The 23,883-nt window shown below is 70.6% G+C and carries 15 protein-coding genes; 12 read left to right on the forward strand and 3 right to left on the reverse strand.

Translation table 11 applies throughout. The features are described from left to right. The first annotated feature begins 67 nt into the window (after positions 1–67). From tssK to BpN12_RS01435, 7 genes are read left to right on the forward strand one after another with little or no spacing between them, the layout of a single operon-like run. Entirely contained in the window at positions 68–1,414 is a 1,347-nt protein-coding gene (gene tssK, locus BpN12_RS01405; RefSeq protein ID WP_246793504.1) for a type VI secretion system baseplate subunit TssK, read from the forward strand. Beyond that, on the forward strand, positions 1,411–2,802 hold the full coding sequence (icmH, locus tag BpN12_RS01410) for a type IVB secretion system protein IcmH/DotU (RefSeq protein WP_246793505.1): 1,392 nt from the start codon (positions 1,411–1,413) through the stop codon (positions 2,800–2,802). Before tssK ends, icmH begins: the two co-directional genes overlap by 4 nt. Before the next feature lie 4 nt (positions 2,803–2,806). After that, positions 2,807–6,418 carry a type VI secretion system membrane subunit TssM gene (tssM, locus tag BpN12_RS01415; RefSeq protein ID WP_246793506.1) on the forward strand — a complete coding sequence of 1,204 codons (3,612 nt, stop codon included), beginning with the start codon at positions 2,807–2,809 and terminating at the stop codon, positions 6,416–6,418. Further along, the gene (gene tagF, locus BpN12_RS01420) at positions 6,415–8,322 is read left to right on the forward strand and encodes a type VI secretion system-associated protein TagF (RefSeq protein ID WP_246793507.1); all 1,908 of its coding nucleotides are present in this window, start codon (positions 6,415–6,417) and stop codon (positions 8,320–8,322) included. Before tssM ends, tagF begins: the two co-directional genes overlap by 4 nt. Continuing rightward, on the forward strand, positions 8,319–9,047 hold the full coding sequence (locus BpN12_RS01425; protein WP_246793508.1) for a PP2C family protein-serine/threonine phosphatase: 729 nt from the start codon (positions 8,319–8,321) through the stop codon (positions 9,045–9,047). Before tagF ends, BpN12_RS01425 begins: the two co-directional genes overlap by 4 nt. Positions 9,048–9,057: 10 nt before the next feature. Next, entirely contained in the window at positions 9,058–11,913 is a 2,856-nt protein-coding gene (locus BpN12_RS01430; protein WP_246793509.1) for a serine/threonine-protein kinase, read from the forward strand. Next, positions 11,910–12,341 carry a hypothetical protein gene (locus tag BpN12_RS01435; protein ID WP_246793510.1) on the forward strand — a complete coding sequence of 144 codons (432 nt, stop codon included), beginning with the start codon at positions 11,910–11,912 and terminating at the stop codon, positions 12,339–12,341. The genes BpN12_RS01430 and BpN12_RS01435 overlap by 4 nt, the downstream gene beginning before the upstream one ends. A 161-nt stretch (positions 12,342–12,502) precedes the next feature. Here BpN12_RS01435 and tssA read toward each other — a convergent pair whose 3' ends face one another. Then, a complete protein-coding gene (gene tssA, locus BpN12_RS01440) occupies positions 12,503–13,558 on the reverse strand; it encodes a type VI secretion system protein TssA (RefSeq protein WP_246793511.1) in 1,056 nt (351 codons plus the stop codon). A gap of 505 nt (positions 13,559–14,063) precedes the next feature. On the opposite strand from tssA, the gene BpN12_RS01445 reads away from it, so the two are divergent. The 4 genes from BpN12_RS01445 to BpN12_RS01460 all read left to right on the forward strand — a co-directional run bounded on the left by BpN12_RS01445 (position 14,064) and on the right by BpN12_RS01460 (position 18,078). Next, positions 14,064–14,618 (forward strand): RNA polymerase sigma factor, encoded by a 555-nt coding sequence (locus BpN12_RS01445; protein WP_246793512.1) that lies wholly within the window; start codon positions 14,064–14,066, stop codon positions 14,616–14,618. After that, a complete protein-coding gene (locus tag BpN12_RS01450) occupies positions 14,615–15,571 on the forward strand; it encodes an anti-sigma factor family protein (RefSeq protein ID WP_246793513.1) in 957 nt (318 codons plus the stop codon). The genes BpN12_RS01445 and BpN12_RS01450 overlap by 4 nt, the downstream gene beginning before the upstream one ends. Positions 15,572–15,793: 222 nt before the next feature. After that, positions 15,794–16,894, forward strand: a complete 1,101-nt coding sequence (locus BpN12_RS01455; RefSeq protein WP_246793514.1) for a catalase family peroxidase — start codon at positions 15,794–15,796, stop codon at positions 16,892–16,894. Between the two features lie 245 nt (positions 16,895–17,139). Beyond that, on the forward strand, positions 17,140–18,078 hold the full coding sequence (locus BpN12_RS01460) for an anti-sigma factor (protein WP_246793515.1): 939 nt from the start codon (positions 17,140–17,142) through the stop codon (positions 18,076–18,078). A gap of 52 nt (positions 18,079–18,130) precedes the next feature. On the opposite strand, the gene BpN12_RS01465 is transcribed toward BpN12_RS01460, so the two are convergent. Both BpN12_RS01465 and BpN12_RS01470 read right to left on the reverse strand, forming a co-directional pair. Then, on the reverse strand, positions 18,131–20,656 hold the full coding sequence (locus BpN12_RS01465; protein ID WP_246793516.1) for a hypothetical protein: 2,526 nt from the start codon (positions 20,654–20,656) through the stop codon (positions 18,131–18,133). Next, complete coding sequence (locus BpN12_RS01470; RefSeq protein WP_246793517.1) at positions 20,653–23,238, reverse strand: hypothetical protein; 2,586 nt, start codon at positions 23,236–23,238, stop codon at positions 20,653–20,655. The genes BpN12_RS01465 and BpN12_RS01470 overlap by 4 nt, the downstream gene beginning before the upstream one ends. A gap of 304 nt (positions 23,239–23,542) precedes the next feature. Here BpN12_RS01470 and BpN12_RS33280 point away from each other — a divergent pair, with 304 nt between their 5' ends. Then, the gene (locus tag BpN12_RS33280; protein ID WP_275472439.1) at positions 23,543–23,674 is read left to right on the forward strand and encodes a hypothetical protein; all 132 of its coding nucleotides are present in this window, start codon (positions 23,543–23,545) and stop codon (positions 23,672–23,674) included. Positions 23,675–23,883 lie beyond the last annotated feature (209 nt).

A 23,883-nucleotide genomic window follows, 5' to 3' on the forward strand; every position in this document is an offset into this window, starting at 1 on the left:
CGCGCCGCCAGGGCTGCCCACGCAGCCGCGACGCGACGCATCCCGAACCCTTGATCGACCTGACGACATGACCCAAAGCAACAAAGTCATCTGGAGCGAAGGCCTGTTTCTGCGGCCGCAGCACATGCAGCAGCAGGAGCGCTATTTCGAGCGCTACGTGGAGCTGCGCGCCGGCGCGCTGAGCCCTCACGCCTGGGGCTTCCAGTCGCTCGAACTCGAAACCGACCTGCTCGCGATCGGCAAGCTCGGCATCAAGCGCGCGCGCGGCGTGTTCCCGGACGGCACGCCGTTCGCGATGCCGGGCGACGATCCGCTGCCGCCGCCGCTCGACATCGAGCCGAACTGGCGCGATCAGGTGATCCACCTGACGCTGCCGCTGCGCTCGCCCACCCGGCCCGACAGCGCCTGGGCCGATGCCGGCAAGCCCGGCGACGATGCGTTGCATCGCTTCCAGGTGCGCGAGACCGAGGTGCGCGACGCCTCGGGCAGCATGGAAGGGCTGACCGCGCTCGAAGTGGCCGGCATGTGTACGCGCCTCGTGCCCGACGCGCAGCCCGCCGAGGGCCTGATGCGGATTCCGCTCGCGCGCGTGATCGAGTGTCGCGCGGACCGCCGCGTGGTGCTCGACGAGGGCTTCATGCCGAGCGCGCAGGCCGTCGAGGCGGCCGACCGGCTCGTGATGTTCCTCTCCGAGCTGCTCGGCCTGCTGCATCAGCGCGGCGAGGCGCTGGCCGCGCGCGTGGCCGAAACCGATCGCGGTGGCGCGGCCGAGATCGCCGATTTCCTGATGCTGCAGGTGATCAACCGCTGCCAGCCGCTGGTCGCGCATCTGGCCGCCGCGCCGCTGCTGCATCCGGAGGCGCTGTACCGCGTGCTGGTTGGGCTGGCCGGCGAGCTCGCCACCTTCACGGCGCCGGGCAAGCGCGCGCCCGCGTTCCCGCCGTACCGGCACGAGCAGCTGCGCGAGAGCTTCGAGCCCGTGATCGCCGCGCTGCGCATCGCGCTGAGCGCGGTGCTGGAGCAGAGCGCCGTGCCGATCCCGCTGCAGCAGCGCAAGTACGGCGTGTGGGTGGGCGTGGTGCCGGACCCGACGCTGCTCGACACGGCCACCTTCGTGCTGGCCGCGAAGGCCGACATGAAGGCCGAGGACATGCGCCGGCAGCTGCCCACGCAATCGAAGATCGGCCCGGTCGAGAAGATCCGCGATCTCGTCAACCTGCAGCTGCCCGGCATCGGCGTCTCGCCGATGGCGGTCGCGCCGCGCCAGCTGCCGTACACCTCGGGCTTCCTCTATTTCGAATGCGACCGCAACTCGTCGATGTGGCGAATGCTGAAGACCTCGGGCGGCATCGCGATGCATTTCGGTAGCGGCTTCGCGGGCCTCGACCTGCAATTCTGGGCGGTGCGCGCATGAACGACGACACCCGCCGACCGGGCCGTGGCGAGCCCGCCGCGCTGCGCATCGACGCCACCGTGCTGCGCCCGCAGGGCAGCGCCGGTGCCGACGACGCGACGCGCATCATGGCGCCGCGCGCGCCTTCGGCCGAGGCCGGAGGGACGTTCGATGCCGCCGCGTCACGCGCCGCCGGCCCGGCTCCCGCGCGCACGCCGCTGCGCGCCGAGCTTGCCGATTTCATGACCGGCGTGGCCAACCCGCTGGTGCGCGCGGCCAACCCGCTGCTGCAACTGACGGTGCAGCTTCGCCACAGCGTCGCGCCGCCGGCCGACGTCGCGCGGCTGCGCGAGCAGGCCGTGGCGCAGGTCCACGGCTTCGAGCGCTACGCGCAGGGCGCCGGCATCAACACGCAGACCATCATGGCCGCGCGCTACGTGCTCTGCACGCTGCTCGACGAGGCCGTCAACAACGCGCCGTGGGGCGATGCGAGCGGCTGGGCGCAGCAGACGCTGCTCGTCACGTTCCATGGCGAGACCTACGGCGGCGCGAAGTTCTTCCAGATCCTCGATCGCCTCGGCGTGGATTTCTCGCGCCATCTGGACCTGATCGAGCTGATGTACGTCTGCCTCGCGCTCGGCTTCGGCGGCCGCTATCTGGTCGAGCCGGGCGGGCTCGGCCGGCTCGCCGACATCCAGGACGACCTGTACCGCCGGATTCGCGGCCTGCGCGAGGCGCCCGCGGCCGAACTCGCGCCGCACTGGCGCGGCGTGGAGGACCGCCGCAATCCGGTGATGCGCCACGTGCCGCTGTGGGTCGCGCTGGCGGCCTCGGCCGTGATCCTGCTGGCCAGCTTCCTCTACTTCTTCACGAAGCTGAACGGCCTGGCCGAGCCGGTCAGCGCGCAGCTGGCCGCGATCGGTATCGAGCATGCGCCGCCGCCGCAAGGCAACGCCGCGCCGGCGCCGGCCGGCCCCGACCTGAAGGCGTTGCTCGCGCCGCTCGAACAGGCCGGCGCGCTGAGCGTGGACCAGCAGCCCGACGGCCGCGCCACCGTGCGGCTTGCCGCCGGCCTGCTGTTCCCGTCGGGCGGCGCCGAGATCGCGCCGGGCGAGGCGCCGCTGCTGCGCCAGGTGGCCGCCGCGCTGAACCGCGTGAAGGGCCGCGTGATCGTGGTGGGCCATACCGACGACCAGCCGATCCGCTCGCTGAAGTTCAAGGACAACTTCGAGCTGTCCACGGCACGCGCGCGCAACACGCTCGCGATCCTCGCGCAGGGGCTCGACGATCCGCGCCGGCTCGAGGCGAACGGCGCCGGCGCCTCGCAGCCGCTCGCCACGCCGGCGAACCTGCCCGAGAACCGCGCGCGCAACCGGCGCGTGGAAATCCTCTATCTCCCGGAGCACTGAACCCATGAACAGCCTGAAGACCTGGGCGCGCTCCCGGTGGTTCGCGGTGGCGCTCGGCCTCGCGCTGATCGCCGTGCTGATCTGGCTCGGCGGCCCCTACCTCGGCATCGGCGATCACCAGCCGCTCGCCGGCGCCGCCGCGCGGCTCGCGCTGATCCTCGCGATCGTGCTGGCGTGGCTGGCGGTCGAGCAATTGCTGCAATGGCGCGCGCGGCGCAAGACGGCGCGGCTGTCCGGCGAGCTGGCCGGGCAGGAGGCGCGGCTCGCGGCCGGCGAGCCCGGCGACGCCGAACGCGCGCAGCTGCAGCAGCGCTTTCGCGAGGCCATCGACACGCTGCGTCGCACGCGCCGCAACGGCCGCAACCTCTACGCGCTGCCGTGGTACGTGGTGATCGGGCCGCCCGGCTCGGGCAAGAGCACGCTGCTGCAGAACTCGGGGCTCGACTTCCCGCTGTCCGAGCGCTTCGGCAGCCAGGCGCTGCGCGGCATCGGCGGCACGCGCGATTGCGACTGGTGGTTCACCGACGAGGCCGTGTTCCTCGACACGGCCGGCCGCTACACCACCCAGGATTCCGACGCGGCGGCCGATGCGTCGGCGTGGCAGGCGTTCCTCGCGCTGCTGCGCCGCTACCGCCGGCGCCGGCCGCTGAACGGCGTGATCGTGACGATCAGCGTCTCGGACCTGCTCGGCTTCGACGACGCGCAGCGCCAGCAGCACATCCGCGCCGTGCGGCGGCGCCTCGACGAGCTGACGCAACACCTGAAGGTGGCCGTGCCGGTCTACCTGATGTTCACGAAGTGCGATCTGGTGGCCGGCTTCGGCGAGTTCTTCGACGATCTCGGCCCCGAGCTGCGCGCGCAGGTGTGGGGCACCACGTTCCCGCTCGCGGCCAGCCTCGACGGCAGCGCCTGCGGCCGCTTCGCCGGCGAGTACGACCTGCTGCTGGAGCGGCTCGGCACGCGCCTGATCGAGCGGCTGCACGCCGAGCGCGATCGCGGCCGGCGCGCCGCGGTGCTGGGCTTCCCGCAGCAGCTCGGCGCGTTCCGCGAGATCGCGCGGCAGTTCGTGGAAGGCACGTTCGCGCGCAACGAATACGGCACGCCGCCGCTGCTGCGCGGTGCCTACCTGACCTCGGGCACCCAGGAGGGCGCGCCGATCGACCGGATGCTGAGCGCCGTGGCGCGCACCTTCGGCGTGGACGCGGCGCGCGTGCAGCCGGGCAACACGCAGCGGCGCACCTACTTCGTCGAGCGGCTGCTCAAGGACGTGCTGTTCCGCGAATCGGGGCTGGCCGGTACCGACCCGCGCCTCGAACGGCGCAAGCTGTTGCTGCAGATCGGCGCCTATGCGGGCATCGCGCTGTTCACGGTACTGATGGTGGCCGGTTTCGCCACCAGCTACGCGCGCAACCGCGCCTACGTGGCCGAGGTGCAGGCCACGCTGAAGGATCTGCCCGGCGCCGAGACGCTCGCCAACGTCCCCGACATCCGCACGTATTTCGCGCGCGCGCTGGCGCGGCTCGAGGTGATCGCCGGCACACTCGACTCGGCCGGCCGCTATCGCGATCACGTGCCGCTGCCGATGCGCTTCGGCCTGTTCCAGGGTCGCGCGCTGACGGCACAGGCGCACGACGCCTATCTGCGCGAACTCGACGGCACGCTGCTGCCCGGCGTGGGCGTGCGGTTCCGCGACGGGCTCGGCGCCAGCGCGAACGATCCGCAGGCGCTCTACGACTACCTGAAGGGCTATCTGATGCTGGGCCAGCCGCAGCATCTGGACGCGAGCGAGCTGGCCGCGCTGGCGCGGCTCGAATGGCAGCGCCTGTTCCCCGACGATCCGGCGATCCGCGCCGCGCTCGACCGGCACTTCTCGGCGCGCCTGCACGATGCGCCCGCGCCGCGCGCGCTCACGCTCGACAGCGCGCTGATCGACCAGGCGCGCGCCACGCTGAAGACGGCCGATCTCGCCACGCTGATCTACGGCAGCGTGAAGCTCGACGCCGATCGCTCGGGCGTCTCGCCGCTGCGCCTCGACTCGGCGCTCGGGCTGCTCGGCGACGTGTTCCGCCGCCGCAGCGGCACGCCGCTCGCGCAGCCGCTGCCGGTGCTGTTTACGCGGCCGGTTTTCGCCTACGAGGCCACGGGCGGCCTCGACCGCGCGGTGGACGGCTTCGTCCGGGACTACTGGGTGTTCGACACCGGCCGCGTCGATCCGCTCGCGCGCTCGCGCTACGCGCAGCAGGTGCTGACGCTCTACGAGCAGGACTACATCCGCAACTGGGACGCGCTGCTGGCCGACCTGCAACTGCAACCAGTGGCGAACCTGCGCGACGCGAGCACGGTGGCCGCCAAGCTGTCCGGGCCGAGTTCGCCGCTCAAGGCGCTGCTGAACCTCGTGCGCGACAACACCAGCGACCTGCTGCGCGGCCAGGACGGCGCGACGGCATCGGGTGCCGCATCGGGCGTTGTACCCGATGCCGATCAGGCCGCGCAGCAGGCGAAAGCCGTCGGCGAGAACCTGGCCGCGCGCCGCGCGCTGAACACGAAGCTGGCCGGCGAACTGCGCACCGCCGGCGCTCCGCTGCCCTACGGCGTGACGCTGGCCGGCCGCAACGCGAACGCATCGGGGGGCACCGCGCCCGGCGCCGCGATCGAGCAGCACTTCGCGTCGATCGACGCGCTGAGCGTCGGCACGCCCGGCGCCACGCCGCTCGATCACACGATCGGCGTGCTCGACCAGCTCGGCAGGACGCTCCTGACGATGAACGACCTGAGCGATCCCGCCGCGCAGAACAATCCCGCGCTGCTGTCGGCGCGGCAGGAGGCCCAGCAGCTGCCGCCGCAGGTGGCGGGGCTGATCTCGGGCCTGACCGGCAAGAGCGCCGACCTGGTGGCCAGCGGCGGCAGCGCCGCGCTGGCCGAGCAGTTCCGCGCGGCGGCCGGCAACGACTGCGCGAACTTCGTCGATGGCCGCTATCCGTTCGCGGCCGGTGGCGCGTCGGACATCCCGCTGCAGAACTTCGCCGAGCTGTTCGGCGGCGGCGGGCGCTTCGACGGCTTCTTCAAGAGCACGCTGGCCGCGCGCGTCGATACCGGCGCGAGCAGCTGGCGCTGGAAGCCGGGCCTGCCGCCCGGGCCGGCCGGCGTGCTGGCCGGCGCGCAACTCGCCGACCAGATCCGGCAGGACTATTTCGGCAGCGGCGCGCAGCCGCGCGTCGGCTTCACGCTGCTCGCGCCGCAGTTCGACACGGCGGTCGCGCGCGTGGTGGTGGAAGTGGACGGGCAGAAGTACGAGTTCGCCGCGAACGGCGCGAGCGCCGCGAACGGCGCGAGCGCCGCGTCGAGCGCGATGACGTGGCCCGGGCCGCAGCCGGGGCACGTGGTGATCAGCGCGTTCGACGGTTCGAATCATCCGCTCGGCACGCCGTACAAGTTCGATGGCGATTGGGCGCTGTTCCATGCGCTCGACGCGGGGCGGCTGCAGAAGCAGGGCGAGTTGCGTTTCGTGGCGAGCTTCGTTTTCGGCGGCCACGAGGTGAAGCTGCCGATCCAGCCGGCCAGCCTGCGCAATCCGTTCGCCGACGACGCCGTGCGACGCTTCAGGTGCCCGCGATGAGCGGCGGCGTGGGTTTCTACGGCAAGCTGCCGGGCGCCGGCGATTTCGTGAAGCGGCGGCTGCCGGTTGATTTCATCGAGGGCTGGGATCGCCATTTCCAGCGCGCGATGGAGACCGGCCGGCGCGAGCTGGGCGAACGCTGGGCGGCTGCGTGGCGCGACGGGCCGGCCTGGCGTTTCGTGCTGCCGCCGCAGGTATGCGGCAGCGGCGCCTGGTGCGGGCTGGCGGGGCCGGCGCTCGACCGGCTCGGCCGCGCGTTCCCGATGGTGCTCGCCGCGCCCTGCACCGGCGACGTCGCGCGGATTCTCGGCAACGCGGCCTGGTTCGACGCGCTCGAACGCGTCTATCGCAGCGCGCAGGCCGACGCGGCCAGCGTCGAGACGTTCGACGCGCGCGTGGCCGTGCTGCCGCCGCCGCTGGCGGGCGGGGCGGACCTGTCGGCGCGCTGGCGCGTGCTGCCGTGGGATGCAGGGCAATGGCGGCTCGACATGCCGGGCGCGGCGGCCGCCGGCGTGATGCTGGTCGAGGCGTGGCGGCAGCTTTGCCTGCGGCCCGGGCCGTGGTGCCTGTGGTGGACGGCGGGTGCCACGCGCCTGCTCGCGACGCGCGGGCTGCCGCGCAGCCATGCGGCGTTGCTGGAGCCGGTGGGGCCGGGTGGCACCGCTCACGATGATGATCTTGCCGACCTGTTCGCCGGTGTGGATTCGCGTACGAGGGCTTCGGTCGAGGTTCAAGCGGCGAGGAATCGCGCGGATTGGCTCAGCGACGAAGCGAGCACTGACGGCACGGCGAAGGAGATCGCGAGTGACGGTCGGCTCACGAATGTCGATTCGCATTTGTCGGCCCTGGTCGATGCCATCGCGGCCACGATTCGCGCGGATTGGCTCGGCGACGAGGCAGGCGCTGACGGTATGGCGAACGAGGTTGCAAACTGCGATCGGCCCGCGAGCGTCGATTCGCATGCCTCGGCCCCGGTCGATGCCGCAGCGGCCACGATTCGCGCCGATTGGCTCGATGGCGAGGCGAACGCCGGCGGCACGGCGAAGGCGGTTGCGAACGGCGACCTTCTCGCCGATCTCGCCCGGCATGCGTCGAAGCCGGCCCCGACCGATACCGCAGCGGCCACGATTCATGCCGATTGGCTCGACGACGAGGCGGGCATCGACGGCACGGTGACGGATGCCGGCGACGGCGGCGTGCCCGCCGATCGCGACCATGCCCCGCATTCGACCGCGATGCCAGCGCCTGCCGATCCACACGCCTCGGCCGTCAACGACGAATCGGCCTGCGCGCTGTGGCTCGACCACGGCCGCACGCTGGTACTGAGCGCCGACGACGACGCATCCACCCCGACCACCCCCCGCACCGCCGCGCGAGCGATCCGCGCGACCGCCGCCGCGCACGCGGCCGATCCCGCGAGCCTGCCCGGCGCGCTGCTCGCACTGCACGCCCAACTGCGCGCCACCGCCCGCGATACCTCGCCGCCCGAAAACGGCGCGGCCCTCGTCGCCCGTTTCAGCGGCGCTTCCGTCCACCTCCTGCGCTTCGGCGCGGCCGCCGTCTGGCACTGGCGGCGCGGCGTGCTGCAGGCACCGTTCGTCGAGCGCGCGGCCGGCGCCGGCGGCGAGTTCGACGACCTGCTGTTCGGCGACGCGTGGCTCGCGATGCCCGGCATCGGCACGACCGGCGAGCCCGACCGCGACGCGGCCACGCTCCACCTCGAAGCCGGCGACCGCCTGCTGCTGCTCGCCACGCGCGCGCTGCTGCGCCTGCCGCGCGAATGCCTCGCCGACGCGCTCGCGCTGCCCACCTGCGACGACGCCCGCGCTCACCTCGCGCTGCACGCCGGCCTCGCCGCGCCGTCCGCCCATTGGCCGCTCGCGGTCCTCGGAGTCCATGCATGAACACGCGCTGCCGCTCCGCCGGCCACACCGAGACGGGCAAGGTGCGCCGTCGCAACGAAGACGCGATCCTGGTGCGCGACGACCTCGGCCTGTGGGCCGTGGCCGACGGGCTCGGCGGCCACGCGGCCGGCGATGTCGCGAGCGCGCTGATCGTCGAGCGGCTCGGCGCGCTGACGCGCGACGGCGACGTCTACGCGTTCGCCGTCGCGGTCGAGGAATGCCTGCAGCAGGTGAACGCCGAGCTGCGCGACGCCGCGCGCGCGCGGCAGGTGGACGTGATCGGCTCGACCGTGGCGCTGGTGATCCACGATCCGGCCTTCGTGCTGTGCGGCTGGGTCGGCGACAGCCGCGTCTACGTCCACGAGGAAGGCCGCCTCGCGCAGCTCACGCGCGACCACGTCCACGGCCAGCCCGTCGACGTCACGCACTACGGCTTCAACGGCGCGCCGCCGCCGGCTGCCGGCGCGGGCGTGCTGACGCGCGCGGTGGGCGTGGAGGACGCGCTGTTCCTCGACTGGGCCGTGGCCGGCAGCCGCCCCGGCGTGCAGTTCCTGCTCTGCTCGGACGGCATCAACAAGGAACTGAGCGATGCCGAGCTGGCCGACGCGTTCCGGCGGCAGCCGGCCGAACCCCGGCAGCTGGTGGACCACCTGTTCGAACTGTCGCTCGCGCGTCGCGCGCGCGACAACCTCTCGGCCGTGATCGTGCGGCTCGAGGCTCCCTGAGCGCTTCCCGATGAACGATCCCCACGCACTCCTGAACGCGGGCCGCCTGCGCTGGCGGCGGCTCCTGGCCGGCGTCGAGCACCGCCTTGCCGGCCGTCTCCCAAGCCGCCTCGCACGCCGTCCCTCGCGCGGCCCGCAACCGGCTCACGGCAGCCTGCCGAACGCGGCCACCGCCACGACGAACCGCACCGCGCGCGCGGTGACCACCCACGGCGATCTGACGATCGTGCAGGCCGCGCGGCCCGGCGTGAACGACGCCACGGCGCGGCCCGCCGCGCATACCGCGTCGCCCGGCGACGACGACGCCACCGTGGTGGCGCGCCCGCTCGCGCGCATCGGTGGCGGCGGCACGCAGTCCGACAGCCTGAGCCGCGAGAGCTGGCGGCGCATCGCCAGTGCGCAGGGCGGCGACCACGCCACGGTCGGCACGCTGCTGAAGGGCCGCTTCCTGCTCGAACGCGAGCTGGGGCGCGGCGGCATGGGCGTGGTCTACCTCGCGCGCGACGAGCGCAAGGTGGAGGCGCGCGACCGCGATCCGTACCTGGCCGTGAAGGTGCTCAACGACGAGTTCCGGCGCCACCCCGATTCGCTGATCGCGTTGCAGCGCGAGGCGCGGCGCGCGCAGAAGCTGGCCGACGACCACATCGTCCATGTCTACGATTTCGACAAGGACGGCACGATCGTCTTCATGACGATGGAGTACATCGACGGCATCGACCTGCGCACGCTGATCCGCGGGCGTCCGTCGGGGATGCCGCTGCGCGAGGCGTGGCCGCTCATCGACGGGATGGCGCGCGCGTTGCAGCGCGCGCACGCGAGCGGCATCGTGCATTCCGACTTCAAGCCCGGCAACGTGATGGTCACGCGCGACGGCGTGCCGAAGGTGTTCGACTTCGGCATTGCGCGGGCCGGCAACGCGCGCGTCGGCGCGGCCGGCGAGCAGACCGTGTTCGACGCCGGCACGCTCGGCGCGCTGACGCCGGCCTACGCGAGCCTGGAGATGATCCAGGGTGCCGACCCGGCGGTGCGCGACGACGTCTACGCGCTCGGCTGCGTGATCTTCGAGCTGCTGACCGGCCATCATCCGTTCGAGCGCCACAGCGCCGAGGTGGCGCTGGCGAGCGGCGCGCTGCCGCCGGCCGTGCCGGGGCTGCCGCGCCGCCAGTACCGCGCGCTCTGCGAGGCGGTGGCGTTTCGCGGCGAGCATCGGCTGCAGACCATCGGCGCGCTCGTCGAGGGGCTGCGCCCGCGCCGCCGCGGCGAGCGGCTCGCGCCGTATTTCGCCGGCCTGTTGGCCGCGGCCGTGGTGGTGGCCGGCGGCTTCGCGCTGCACGGCCACCACCGCCAGCGCGAACTCGATCTCACCATCGCGCGCTTCGCCGACGGCGACGCGCATCGCTACGCGAATGAGGCCCAGGCACAGGCCGCGCTCGACGCGCTCGGCAGCGACGCGCGCGAACGGCTGGTGCTGGCGCGCAGCGACGTGATCCTGCATTTCCTCGCGCAGCGGCTCGACGCGTACTGGAGCCCGCCGCTCGGCCGTTTCGACTACGCGGCCGTGCAGCGCGTGTTCGCGATGCGCGAGCGGCTCAAGCTGTTTTCGCCGGAGTTCGACGCGCGCCGCAAGCAGATCGAGGACGAGCGCACCGACATGCTCGCGAGGCTCGGCGGCGCGCTCGACGAAGCGGTCGATCGCGACGCGCTGTTCGAGGACGTGCCCGGCAGCGCGGCCGACGTCCTGCAGCGGATCCGCCTGCTCGATCCCGGCAGCGCGCTGCTGCGCGGCACGCGGCTTGAACTGAAGTACGACGCGGCGATCGGCCAGTCGATCGATCTCGGCAAGTACGACGAGGCACGCGCGCGGATCGCGCTCGGCCTGCAGCTGTTCCCCGATTCGGCGCGGCTGCGGCGGCGCCGCGACCAGCTCGCGGCCGAGATCGCCTCGGCCGCCGCGCGGCCCGCCCGGCCGGCCAGCGCGATGAGCGCCGACGACGCGCGCCGCGCGCTGACCGAACTGGCCGCCAGTCCGTCCACCAGCAAGCCCTGGCTCGACGGTGTGGCGGGCGCGATGGCCGCGCTGCAGGGCGACGATGCGCCCGAGACCGGCAAGGCCGTCGAGACGCTGGCCGACGGCATCGTCGCGGCGGCCGCGCAGGTCGGCGATCCGGGGCTCGCGCATCAGTACCTCGATCTGGTGGAGGTCGGCTTGCGCTACGCGCCGCATTCGCCCGGGCTCGCCGAGCAGCGCGACCGGATGCTGATGCTGTTGCAGCAGCAGCGGATCGACCAGCAGATCGCGAGCGACGATCCCACCGCGCAGGTCGAGGCGCTGCGTCTGGCCGCCTCGGCCGGCGACGGGCCGCGCGCGCTCGCGGCGCTGAACCGGCTGCGCGCGTTGCAGCCCGGCAGCGCGGTGCTGACCGGCGCGGGGCCGCAGTTCGTGGCCACCGCCTACCTCGCCAACGCGCGCGCGCTGGCGCGACGCGGCAAGCTGGCCGAGGCGGCGAGCCTCGTCTCGCAGGGCGCCGACGCGGTGCCTGGCGATGCGCGTCTCGGCGCCGCCGCGCAGCGCTACCTCGTGGCGGCGGCGATCCTGGCGGCGCGCGGCAAGCCGATCGCCGACCCCGACCTCCAGGACCTGCACGCGCGCTACGCGGTCGCGCAGTCCGCCGATCCGGCCGGCATGCAGCAGCTCGAACGCGATCTCGGCGCGAGCACGCCGCTGCCGACGGGCGGCCTCGGCGCCGTGCTCGACCAGTTGCGCGCGACGGCCGGCGGCGCGTCCGGTGCCGATGCGGGCAGCGGCGCGGACGGTGGCGACGGCACCGACGGCGGCGAGCCGCGCGTGGTGGGCAGCGGCGGATGAGCGGCGCGATCCGGCAAGGCATGAACCGATACGCACGAACCAACGACAGGCCGCCGCGCGCGGTCGACGATGAGGGAACGGCAATGAGCCTACGCGAGCAGCAGGCCAACGACGCATTGCGTGGGCTTGACGAGATGCATCGATCGGGCCGGCTCGATCGCGATGCCTACCGGCAGCGCCGCCGCGCGCTGCTCGAAGCGCTCGGCGATACGTCGGGCGTGACGGAGCGCGATACGGTGCGGCGTGGTCTGGACGGGGCCGGGACCGGGCGACGGCGCAGCGATGATGGCGCGGGCGGTTGGCAGGCAGCGCGGATCCTGCGAGACGACGGAGGCGGCGGGAGCGGCCGCCTGATGACCTGCCTTTGCATAGTGCTCGGCATGGCGGCGGGGGCCGCCGCCGTCTGCTGGTTCATGATGATGAGTTGAGCCGAACGCGATTTCCTCGGCCGGCTTCGATCGATGTCAGTCCGTGTCAGGTCGGGACAGTGCCTGCAATTCCGACAGGCCGCCCGATGCGATGTTCTTCAGCGCTTCCAGGAAGCCGGCCGCGATTCCTCCCGGCCGGCCGCGATCGGCGTCGATCGGCGTCAGTCGGCATCCGCCCCGGACAGCGTCTGCAACTCCGACAGACCGCCCGGCGCGATGTCCTTCAGCACCTCCACGAAGCTCTTGCCGACCAGCCGCCGCGCGCGCCTGAGCAGGATCGGCAGCGGGCTGGACGGCTCGACTCGTTGGTAGTACTCGCAGATTTCGTCGAGGCGGCGAATCACGTCGTCGTGGCCGGCGATCCTGCCGCGCGCCGGTGGCGGGGCGACGTCGGCCGCTGTCGTGATTTGCGAATCGGCGGCGGCGCCGGCCTCATCGGCCGCCATTGCCGCCGCCCGCTCCGGAAAGCGCCGCACCACCTGCGCGTCCACGAATCTCCGCAGCTCGGCCAGATCGGCCAGCAAATGCACGAAGTCGGGGCTCGACGTGCCGAGCCGCTCGCGCAGCAGCGCGGCCAGCGCCTGCGCGTGCGTCTGCGCGTCGGCCAGCTGCGCGGCGGCGTCGGGCAACTGCGGCTCGGCGCAGTCGAGGCAGCAGGCGTCGAGATCGACGAGGGTGGGCGGCGGCGCGCCGTCGGCCGACGGCGCGGCCTGGATCGCGCCGGTCGCCACGCGCAGGTCGCGCAGCGAGAAGCGGCCCAGGCGCGGCGATTGCACGAACGGCACCAGCCGGAAGTAGCCGAGCACGCTTTGCGGATCGCCGAGCGGCATCAGCGCATTGGCGCGCGCGGTCGGATCGTTGTCGTCGTCGGCGTCGAGCCGCGGATGGACTTCGTCCCAATAGCGTTCGAGCAGGCCGCGCGCGAGGCCGAGGCCCGCGGCCCAGCCGGCCAGCCCCAGCCGGCGCGTGTAGGCCGCCGTCAGGTAGACCGCCACGCGCAGGTCCTTGGTACGCGCGAACAGCGCCTCGGCGGCGGCCGCCACCTTGTCCCAGTCGGGTTCCTGCGCGGCCTTCAGGCTGTCGCCCATCGCGCGCTCGGGCGTCGGCATCGCGAGGCGCTCGAGTTCGGTGAAGGCGGCGTCGTATTCGAGGTTCGGGCCGGTCGGCGCGGTGTCGTCGATCGGGGCGAGCAGCAGGGTCGGGTCGGATGGCAGCATGTTGGCGGGTGCGTGGAGCGATCGGGCGGGACACCCTGGAGAACGCCCGGCGCGGCGAAAATATTCCGCGATGCCGTGTGACGCGGCAGGGCGTTCGCGCTGCATGCTCGCGAACCGCGCGCGAACACGCGTTCCGCCACGCGAAGCGAGACCCGGCGCGAAGCGCCGCCCGCCTGCCTCCGCAGCCGCTCGCCGGCGCTGACGCCGAATCGTTTAGGTAGCCATAAACAGCGCACGCGACCCATCGGCGTGCGCACCCGTGCGCGGCGCCTCGCCGGGTTCCCTGACAGCCGCGTCAGGTAAGCCGGGGCGCCAGGTGTTACGCAACGTATCGGCGCTTGCGGGCGGTGCGAAAACTGCCTATGTTGGCGGCGTTCGCCGTTTCGTTTTTGCGGCAGCAAACGTTTTTCGGACGTTGTACAATCCGCGAGCTCGTTCAACCTGCCGGCAACGGCCAGTTTTCCCCGGTGTGCCAGCCGGCGATCCTGCTTTCAGCCAGTCAACCATGTCAACAGCGGATGTCGAGAGTCTGCCCAATCTGCTGCCGGGCATGCTGCCACGGCTCTGGGCGTTCTCCCTGCGCCTGTGCGGGAACCAGCACGACGCCGAGGACGTGCTGCAGCGCGCCTGCGTGCGAGGCCTCGAACGTGCCCATCAATTGCGGCCCGGCACCTCGCCGCTGAGCTGGATGTTCTCGATCGTCCATTCCACCTGGATCAACGAACTGCGCGCGCGCAACGTGCGCAGCCGTTCGAGCATGGACTGGGACGACAACTTCCTCGAAACCGTGCCCGATCCGGGCGCGCGCAATCCCGAGGAAACCGTGATGAACGGCGAGGTGATCGCCGCCGTCGAGCGCCTGCCCGAGGCGCAGCGCATCGTGATGCTGCTGGTGGCCGTCGAAGGGCTCAGCTACGCCGAGGCGGCCGAGGTGCTCGAGGTGCCGATCGGCACCGTGATGAGCCGGCTCTCGCGCGCGCGCCAGACCATCGGCGCGCAGTTCGGCCAGCGCGACGCGGGCACCGCGCGCGACGCCTCCACCCAGCGAGCCGCGCGATGACGATCGACGACGCCAGCCTGTTGGCCTATGTGGACGGCGAACTGCCGCCCGAGGACCGTGCGCGGATCGAGACCGCGATCGGCACCTCGCAAGAACTCGCCTCGCGCGTGACGCTGCTGCGCGCCTCGCAGCTGCCGTATGGCGAGGCGTTCGCGCAGCAGGCGCTGCCGCCCGTGCCCGAATCGCTCGCGCGCAGCGTCGACGAGCTGATCCGCCGCCATCGCGCCGGCATGCCGCTGCAGGCCATGCCCGACGAAGAGGAATCCGAAGCGCCCGATGCGCAGTCCGATGCATCCCTCGGCGACAACGTGCATCGGCTCCGGCCGCGCGCGCGCCGGCTGCTGCCGGCCGTGTCGTGGCCGAAGCTGGCCGTGGCGTTCGTGGCCGGCGCGTTCTGCTGCGGGCTCGCGCTGCAGTTCGCGCCGCGGCTGTCGGGCGGCGGCTTTCTGGCCGCCTCGAACGATGCCGGCATGACGCCGTGGATCAAGGCTGCGGCCGGCTACCAGCAGCTCTATTCGCGCGACACCATCGCCGCGCTGCAGCCCGACATGGGCGCGACGGCCACCACCGTGGCCGACATCCATCAGGTCGACGATCTCGCGCTGCAGATTCCCGACCTGCGCAGCCAGGGGCTCACGTTCAAGCGCGTGCAGCGGCTGCGCTTCCACGACAAGCCGCTGGTGCAGATCGTCTACCTGCCCGAGAAGGGCAAGCCGGTCGCGCTGTGCGTGCTGAAGGAAGCGAAGGCCGACGCGGCGCCGGCCGGCCATCGCGTCGACGGCATGTCGGTGGTGGCGTGGCGGCGCGGGCAACTCGGCTACGCGCTGATCGGCGCGCCCGGCGACATCGATCTCGATGCGCTCGGCAAGCAGCTCTACAACGGCCAGGTGCCGACCACGATCGGCGCGGCCGACACCACCGACCCCACCGGCGGGCATGGCCGTCGGGCCTGACCGGTCGCGCAATGCGGGGCGGCGGGACGATGGCCACGGCGCTGACCGGCCGATACGGCATGCCGCCGCTGCATGGACCCGGCTCCGGCCGCCGTCGATGACAACCGATAACCCGCCCGACCGTCTGCGCCGTGCGCCGGAGCGCTCGCTGGCTGCTTCGTCCCATTCTTCGGCACCGCACCCGGCACTGCCGCCGAGCGAATCGCGCGGCGGCCACCGTCGATGACCACCGATAATCCACCCGGGCCGCCGGAGCGCTCTCCAGCCACGGCGCCACGCCCGAGCAGGCGTTCGCTCGCCTGGCGCTGGGCCATCGTGCTCGGCGCGCCGGCCACGCTCGTCGCGTGGTTCGTCTGGTGCGGCGGCTGGCTGTCGTCGCGACTCACCGCGCCGCGCCTCGTCGACGCGTTCGAGGCCACCACCACCGCGCATCCCGGCTTCCGCCGCAACCACGCCAAGGGCATCTGCGTGACCGGCCATTTCGACAGCAGCGGCAGCGGCGCATTGCTGTCGCGCGCGAGCGTGTTCGTGCGCGGCCGCTATCCGCTGGTCGGGCGGCTCTCGATGCCCGGCAGCGATCCCGGCGAGGCCGACGACGCCGGCATGGTGCGCAGCTTCGCGCTGCGCATCGCGCTGCCGCACGATGCGGACTGGCGCCTCGCGATGAATTCGGTGCCGATCTTCGCGGTGCGCACGCCGCAGGCGCTCTACGAGCAACTGGCCGCCGACGCGCGCGACCCGCGCACCGGCCGGGCCGATCCCGCGAAGATGCACGCGTTCCTCGAGCGTCATCCGGAGGCGCGCGCGTTTCGCGATTACGTGGCGGCGCATCCGTCCTCGTCGCGCTACGACAACGCGTCGTACTACGGCATCAGCACGTTCCGCACCACCGACGAGCATGGCGTGCGGCGCTTCGTGCGCTGGGCGGCGGTGCCCGATGCGCCGTACCGGCCGATCGACTTGAGCGGGCAGCGCGATCCCGATTTCCTGTCCTATGACCTGATGATGCGGCTTGCCGACGGCCCGCTGCGCTGGCATCTGGTGGTCGAGGTCGCGATGCCGGGCGATCCGATCGACGATTCCACGCGGCAATGGGCACGCTCGCCGCGCCGCCTGCGGATCGACACCGGGGTGGTGGTGATCGAGCACGCGCAGGCACAGATCGACGGACCGTGCCGCGATATCGTGTTCGATCCGACCATCCTGCCCGACGGCATCGCGCCGTCCCGGGACCCGCTGCTGGCCGCGCGCTCGTCGGCGTATCGCGTCTCGTTCGATCGCCGCATGCAGGAGGAAGCGGCGGTACGGCGGCACGCGCATTGAGCGGCCGGGCGCGCGCCGAATTGATCGGTTATGCAGAGGATTGCCCGGCGCGGGACGCATCCCGACCTATGGCGCCGGAAAACTGTTCCACTTTATGTTGTATCTGCTCATAAAGCGGAACTATGGTTATCATAGGGCTTTGCTAACGAACGACGAATTCGGTCGGCGATTCGGTAGTGCCGATACCGATAACAACCGGTTCACATCGCGGCTACTCTTTCGCCTTTCGTGAGTCCATCGACCTGATGAAACCCGACGACAGCACACTGATCGCCTATGCCGACGGCGAGCTCGACGCCGCCGACGCGGCGCGCGTCGAGCAGGCGCTGGCCGAGTCGTCCGAGTTGCGGCAGAGCGTGGAGCGCCTGCGTGCCTCGCGTCTGCCGTATCGCGACGCGTTCGCGGCGCAGCGGCTGCCCGAGCTGCCCGATGCGTTGCGCCTGCGGATCGAGACGATGGCGAGCGCCGCCCAGGCGCGGGCGGCCGGCGAGCCGGCGGCGGGCGCGAGCATGGGCACACCCGAGCGCGAAGCCGCATCGCCGGCGGCCGCCAACGTGCATGCGCTGCCGGTGCGGCGGGTCGCGCGGCCGGCGCTGTGGCTCGCCGCAGCGTTCGTGGCCGGCGCGTTCTGCGCGGGCCTGGTCCAGCAGTTCGCGGCCGGCGGCTTCGGGTCAGGCCTGGCCGGCGGCGGCGCGACGCTCGCCTCGGCCGGCGCGAAGAAGCCATGGATCAGCGTGGCCGCCGATTATCAGCAACTCTACACGCGCGACACGGTCGCAAACCTCCAGCCCGATCCTGCGGTGTCCTCGGCGATCGTCGGCGCGATCCGCAGCGACGACGGCATCCGCCTGCGCGTGCCGGACCTGCGCATGGCCGGTTTCACGTTCAAGGCCGTCGATCGGCTGCGCTACGACGGCAAGCCGCTCGTGCAGATCGTCTACCTGCCCGAACACGGCACGCCCGTCGCGCTCTGCGTGATGAAGGACGCGCGCCCCGACCAGTCGATCGCGCAACGCGAGATGCACGGCATGACCGTGGTGTCGTGGCGGCAGAACGAACTGTCCTACGCGCTGATCGGCAAGCCCGATTCGGGCAACCTCGAGGCCGTGGCGCGGCAGATTTCGGGCAGCCACGTCGACGCGATGTTCGCCGTCCACGAGCGGCGCAGCGGGTATCTGGGGTAAGGGTGAGGGTGCCGGCAGCGGGTGCCGGCGGTCTCACGCCCGTTTTGGGCGGTCAGCCGAGCGCGAAGTCGTGGAAACGGTACTCGCGGCCGCGTTCGTTGAGGGCGGCCACCAGCGATAGTGCTTCCTTGTCGGCCAGCCCGCGCTCTCGCAGCACGGCATAGATCTGGTAGAACTCGCCTGCCAGTTCCCCGGCGAAGATGCCAGGGTCATCCGACCCCAGCGTCACCATGATTTCCGGATCGCCCGCCTTCAATGCGCCGGGCAGGCGCATCCAGCGAAACACGTGGTGCTCCTCGAAGTGCTGATACTGGCTGATGCGGACGTTGCTCGACGGCAGCGTTTCGATCAGCACGCGGCGCTGCTGCACGATCCTCATCAATGCCTGTTGCAGCGTGACGTATTCGCTTGCGGAGAAATGCCCACACGCCACCGGCATCAGTTCGCGCCCGCGTTCGCGCAGCGCGTCGTCGCTGAGCCAGTGCCACAGCAGCTTGCAGTCGCCAGGGCGGGTGCGGATCGCGTCGTCCACGCGCTTGGCCTCGGCGCGTTCGGCGTCGTGCAGCGGGCTGACGATGTCGGTCGACTTGCGCGGGCGGTTCGTGGCCAGTTCGTCGTGTGTCGAGCGCGAGAAGACCAGATCGAGATAGGCGACGTTCAGGCCGCGCAGGCGCATGGCGCGATCCAGCGTCACTGCGCTGATCTCGCTGCCGAACAGTTCGCCGCCAAGTTCGGTCAGTTCGCGCTCGACTTTATAGGCGAGCGCGGTCTCGTTGCTGGCCTGCAGCAATTGCCAGGCCGCCAGCAGATCCAGCAGCCATTCGTCCTTGCGCAGGCGCACCTGGCCCGGCATGCGTTGCAACCAGAGTTCCGGGTCGATGCCCATCGCCGTGCCGTGACCGATGCGGTCGCCGTCGCGCAGGTCGAGCAGTTCCACCGCATCGAGAATCGCCCGGATGCCGCTCATCAGATGGTGGAAATCCTCCCCGGCGTGATAGCTGCGCCGGGTCACGCCAGCCGCGCGACAGATCCGGAACGTGCTGGCGAAGACTTCGGGCGGGGCGTCGAGTTCGTTCGCGGCGGCGTCGATGCCGCGTATCCAGTGGCGCAGCGACGGATACAGACTGAATATCGAGCACAGCGTATGTGCCTGATCGACGAGCCGCTTGCGCAGGACGTAGAAGCGGTAGGGCTTGTCGTCGGTGGTTTCAGGCGACTTGATGAAATGCGCGACGAGCGCGAGCCGCAGATGGCGTCCCTGTGCCGGCTCGCCCAGCCTGGCATCGAAATCGCGCAGCAGCTTCGTGAAACCGGACGGTGGATCGTCGCCGTTCCGGTAGCGCCAGTAGCCGCGCAGGATGCGTTCGAGCAGCTCGATATTCTTGGAATCGATCTGTTTCGGCGCGAAACGCCCTTCCAGGTAGACGATCCGGCTGTGCGTGGGCAGCGGGCCGTGCATGGCGCGGAAGCGTTCCAGGTAGTCCTTTTCCGCGGGCTCGCGCAGGTCCGTCCAGGTCAGCTTCTGGAACTGGTCGAAGCCGTACTGGTCCTCGCTCTGCACCAGTAGCCGGTAGTAGAGGTTCTGCAGCAGCAGATAGCCGTGCAGCATGTTGGTAAGCGTTACCGAGGGCCGCTCGGATAGCCGGACGAGCAGCCGGTACAGCCATTCGCGCTCGGTGGTGACGCTGATCGCGCCGCGCCGGGCCAGGCGTCCGTAGTCGGGCGAATTGCGCAGCAGGGGCGGCGGTGTGAGGCTCAGCGCCTCGGTGTAGAGCACCTCGAACGTGGCCGGTAGCGCTGCCTCGTTGCTCAGGCAGTCGAACGCGGCGGCCAGCAGATAGCCACGCAACTGCCGCGCGATGAAGAGCTGCCGCTTCAGTTCGACGATGGTGAAATCCGGCTGGATCGAGCGAGCCAGCTCGCGCAGGCCATGCGCCTCGCGGGTGCCGGATGCGAGCTTGATTTCGAATTCGTCGGTCTCCTGGTCGGGCGCGTCGAGCGCCCGCAGCCAGCAGAGTTCGGCGTGCGTGCTGCCGTTCAGGTGCAGGTGCGTCTCGTGCAGTCCCTCACGATGGAAATATTCCTCCACGAGCGGATCGTAGGGCAGTAGCAGCGTGTGCGGCTGACGCGGTGCCTGCATGCTGGTGGCGCTGGGGGCGGCGAGGAGCGGCTGCAGGAAGCAGTCCTTGGGCGGCCAGACGTGGGCGGCGGCCTGCAGCGGCAGCCCGCTGATGCGGCTCAGCACGCTCTGCTGCCAGACGCCGAAGCGGTCGAGCTTGACGTGCAGTTCGCCGTGCCGCGCGGTCAGGAACTCCTCGGCGAGGATGCGCATGGCGGCCAGCAGCGGCGGCCCGCCGCCTGGCTGCCGATAGGCATCCCAGGCTTCCCAGGCGCGCCGGAAGACGTGATCGGGCTCGCGCGCTGCCCACGGCTGATGGGTCAGGTAGAGCGCTTCGCGCAGGTCATCGTCGGCCAGTGGTTCCTGCAGCGAGCCGGCCTGCAGGCGCGCCAGCACGCGGTGGCTCGACAGCAGCGCACAGGCGAGCAGCGACGGAGTGGAGATCGGCAGGCCGCTCATGCTTGGGATTTGGCCGATCCGGAATGTTTCTGCCATTGGCCGGCGATGAATGCATTCTTGACGATACTGGCCTCTGGCAGCTTGTGGATCAAATTGCCGAGCGGGCCGAGTTCCAATGCCTTCACCATGATTTTCCGCTCATTGGTGCCGAGCAGCCCGAGTACGAGCGGGCAGCTCGCGATCGCGACGGTCAGCGGCAATTGTGTCCGATTGGCTTGCAGGAACGCCGTCTTGTGCTTAAGCGTGGAAGCCGCTGAAGTGGCCGGATTGGTGCGATCCACGGTGCCTTCGAATTTGCCCAGGCTGTGGTCGGCTTCCTCGACGAGGAACGCATTGATCAGGCAGGCTGCGCTGAGCGCCATGATTTCATCCAGACGCTTGTTGCCGTCGCGGCTCGCGCTGCGGGCAAGGTCCGAGGCCTTTTCGAGGCTGAAATAGGTTCGCACCCAGATCTTGCCGAGCAGGATCGATGACGGAGCGTAATTCTCGAAGATGCCTTCGAGTGAGGTGGTCCAGGCTGTCATGGCTTCGACCAGCTTGCCATGCGCGCTGTTTGCCGGGAGGGGAGTGTCGTCGGCGCCATCGGGCTCGTCGCTGTCCGTGTCGCCGGCGTTGCCCGAGGCGATGATGCTCTCGCCCCAGTCCGGGCTGCTGATCGTCAGCGGCGGAAAGGTGCTGCTCAGGCGCCGCTCGATGGCAGGGCTCTCCGCGCTCAACAGCCGTTCGATCAGGCCGAGAATGTTGTAGATCGACGCATAACCGCGGCTGCTCTGGTTCGAGACGTCGAGCATGCTGTACGCGATGGTCGGCAGTCCTTCCGGGGACGACGCCTGAAGGCGCAGGATGTCGTCGATGACCTTGAAGTCTTCCTTTTTCGCGTGACTCGGTTTTCTCTTGTTCAGGCCGATCACGCCGAAGTCCACCACCGATGAACTCGGCGAGGTCGGATGGGCCGCCGCGAGCACGGCCGTGGCTCGGCGCGCCCAGTTCAGCGCGTCCTCGACGCGGCCCACTGCCATGTATTGGCGAAACTGCTTCATCAACAACTCCGGGCTGATCCGCGACGCCATGCGCCGTGTTTCCTTGCCCCACAGCGAGACGCTGCCGGGGCCGGCCAGCATGTAGATCAGTGCGTTCGACGGATTCTCGGCGCACAACCCCGCTACCTCGGCGGCAAGCGACATGTAGCAGTTGTTGAGATCGTCGTCGCTGGCCTGCGGGCGCAGGTAGGCGGCCGTATCGACGTCGCCGTCCTCGCAGGCCAGCTCGAACACGGCTTTGGTCAAGGTGGGCAGGTAGTTGGCCGCCAGATCGTCGACCATGATGCCTTTCTTGTAGAGGCTGCCCTGCGCCATCGCGCGCAGCGATCCGCGCACGGCATCGGACAGATCGCGACTCCAGCTCGTGTCGTCCTTGGCCTGTTCGTCGGTTTCGTGCAGAAACGGTGCGCAGCCCTGCATGACCTGCAGCACCGAGCGCAGCGGCTGCTTGAGCAGATGCTCGCGAAACAGAGAAACGTCGGACGCGGAGCGCACGCGCAAGCCACGCCGGATGATTTCGTCCATTACCGAGATCGGCGTGCGAGGAGCCTCGTCCCAGCGGGTCGAACGGAATTGGTAGGTGTTGTTCTTGCCGTCTTCGTCGAGCAGGCGCCCCAGTTTCTTGAGGTGATACCTGCGGCGCAGCGGGAACAGCTTCAGCAGGTATTGATCCTCAAGATGGTCGAGCATGCGGATCCGCTGCGCCTGTCGGCTTTCGCCCGGCTCGTCGGTGGCCGTCGGCAACTGCAGCGAGAACGCGCGGCGCGTCAACAGGGAATACAGTTCCATGTCGCCGGTGACGAGAATCACGAGCCGCGGCGTATCGAGGTAGCTGCGAAAGCATTCCAGCAGCTTGTAGGCATGGCGTGAATTGGTGTCGGCGTCGTCGAACGCGAGCAGCAGCGCGTCGACGCCGAGCATGTTGCAGGCGAGGTCGATCGCGAGGTGCAGGCCGTTGCGCAGTGAGTCGCTGTCGGCCGCGCGAGCCAGGCCGCGGTCGAAGAACAGCTCGGGGTCGTGATGCGCGAGCGGATCGTGTTCCTTGCGGAACAGGCTCAGGCCGCCCGCGAGCTGCTTGAAGTGCCGCCGGAAATCCTCGCGACGGCGTTCGTTGTCGAGACTGGGTGTGGCTTTGTCGGCCACCAGCTTGAGGGCGCGCAGCACGTTCAGCAGGATGATCTCGCTGCCTTCCAGGCGCGTGGGATCGATGTAGGCGAGCTGCTGCACCTGGACGCGCTTTCCGACCGGCGGATCTTCCGACAGGGCGCGCGGCAGATCGGCGTAAACCGTGCGCAGGAAGGTGGTTTTCCCCGCACCGCGCGAGCCGTCGATGAAGTGGATCAGGCCGCTGCCGGGCGGATAGTGGTCTTCGTCGGGGCGCGATGCCTTCGAGTCGCCGGCTTCAGCGCGGCTGGCCCGGGACAACAGCGACGCCGCGATATCGTCAGTCAGCGCCTTGTAGATTTTTCGGTGAACCAGATTATCGGGCTCGATTTTGGTCGAGTTATCGTAATCGTCCAGATGGATGGTGATTGAGGTCATCAGGGTCTCCGTATCGCTCGGCAATCGCCCCGGCGTCGCAACGCCGATCGGGCGCGGGACGGCAGCGTCCGCGCGGTCGAGGCGGTGAGGAGGAAGAAGGGGGATTGGCGCTGCGGGAAATAATAGGGCGCGTTTGGATCGTTCTCTCAAGATCGATAACGGCCGTTTGATCGTCTGACTTTAGTGTGGACTCGCATTCGGCTGCATCGCGCCGCGCTGTTGCGAAAACCCCAATCCCTGTTGCACCGCAGCGATGGATCCGTATAATACGGGTTTTCCCCTAGGCACTAACCCTGAGGTCATCATGAAAGCTGCGACTGCGTCGACTCCCGTTGTGAATCAATGGTTTGCTCAACTGCGTAGCGGTCTGGCGCGCGCGTGGGAAATCCACGTCCGCACCTGCGAACTGATCGCCGAAGCGCACCGCCGCATGTAATGGCGGGCGGCACGGCCGCCGGTGCCATGATGCGGAGCGGCGCGGCCTGAAGGCTGCGACGGCGCATCCGGCTCCCCGACGGCCGATGTCGCGTATCGAACCCGGCGGCAGTCGCCGCGCAGGGTTCCGGCACGCTGAAACCCGCGTGCCTTTGCCGGTCACGCGAACGCGTTCGCGTCGCCGATCGTCCCGCCGGGGCGAATCCAGAA

The organism is Burkholderia perseverans (assembly GCF_022870505.1).
Classification (GTDB): domain Bacteria; phylum Pseudomonadota; class Gammaproteobacteria; order Burkholderiales; family Burkholderiaceae; genus Burkholderia; species Burkholderia plantarii.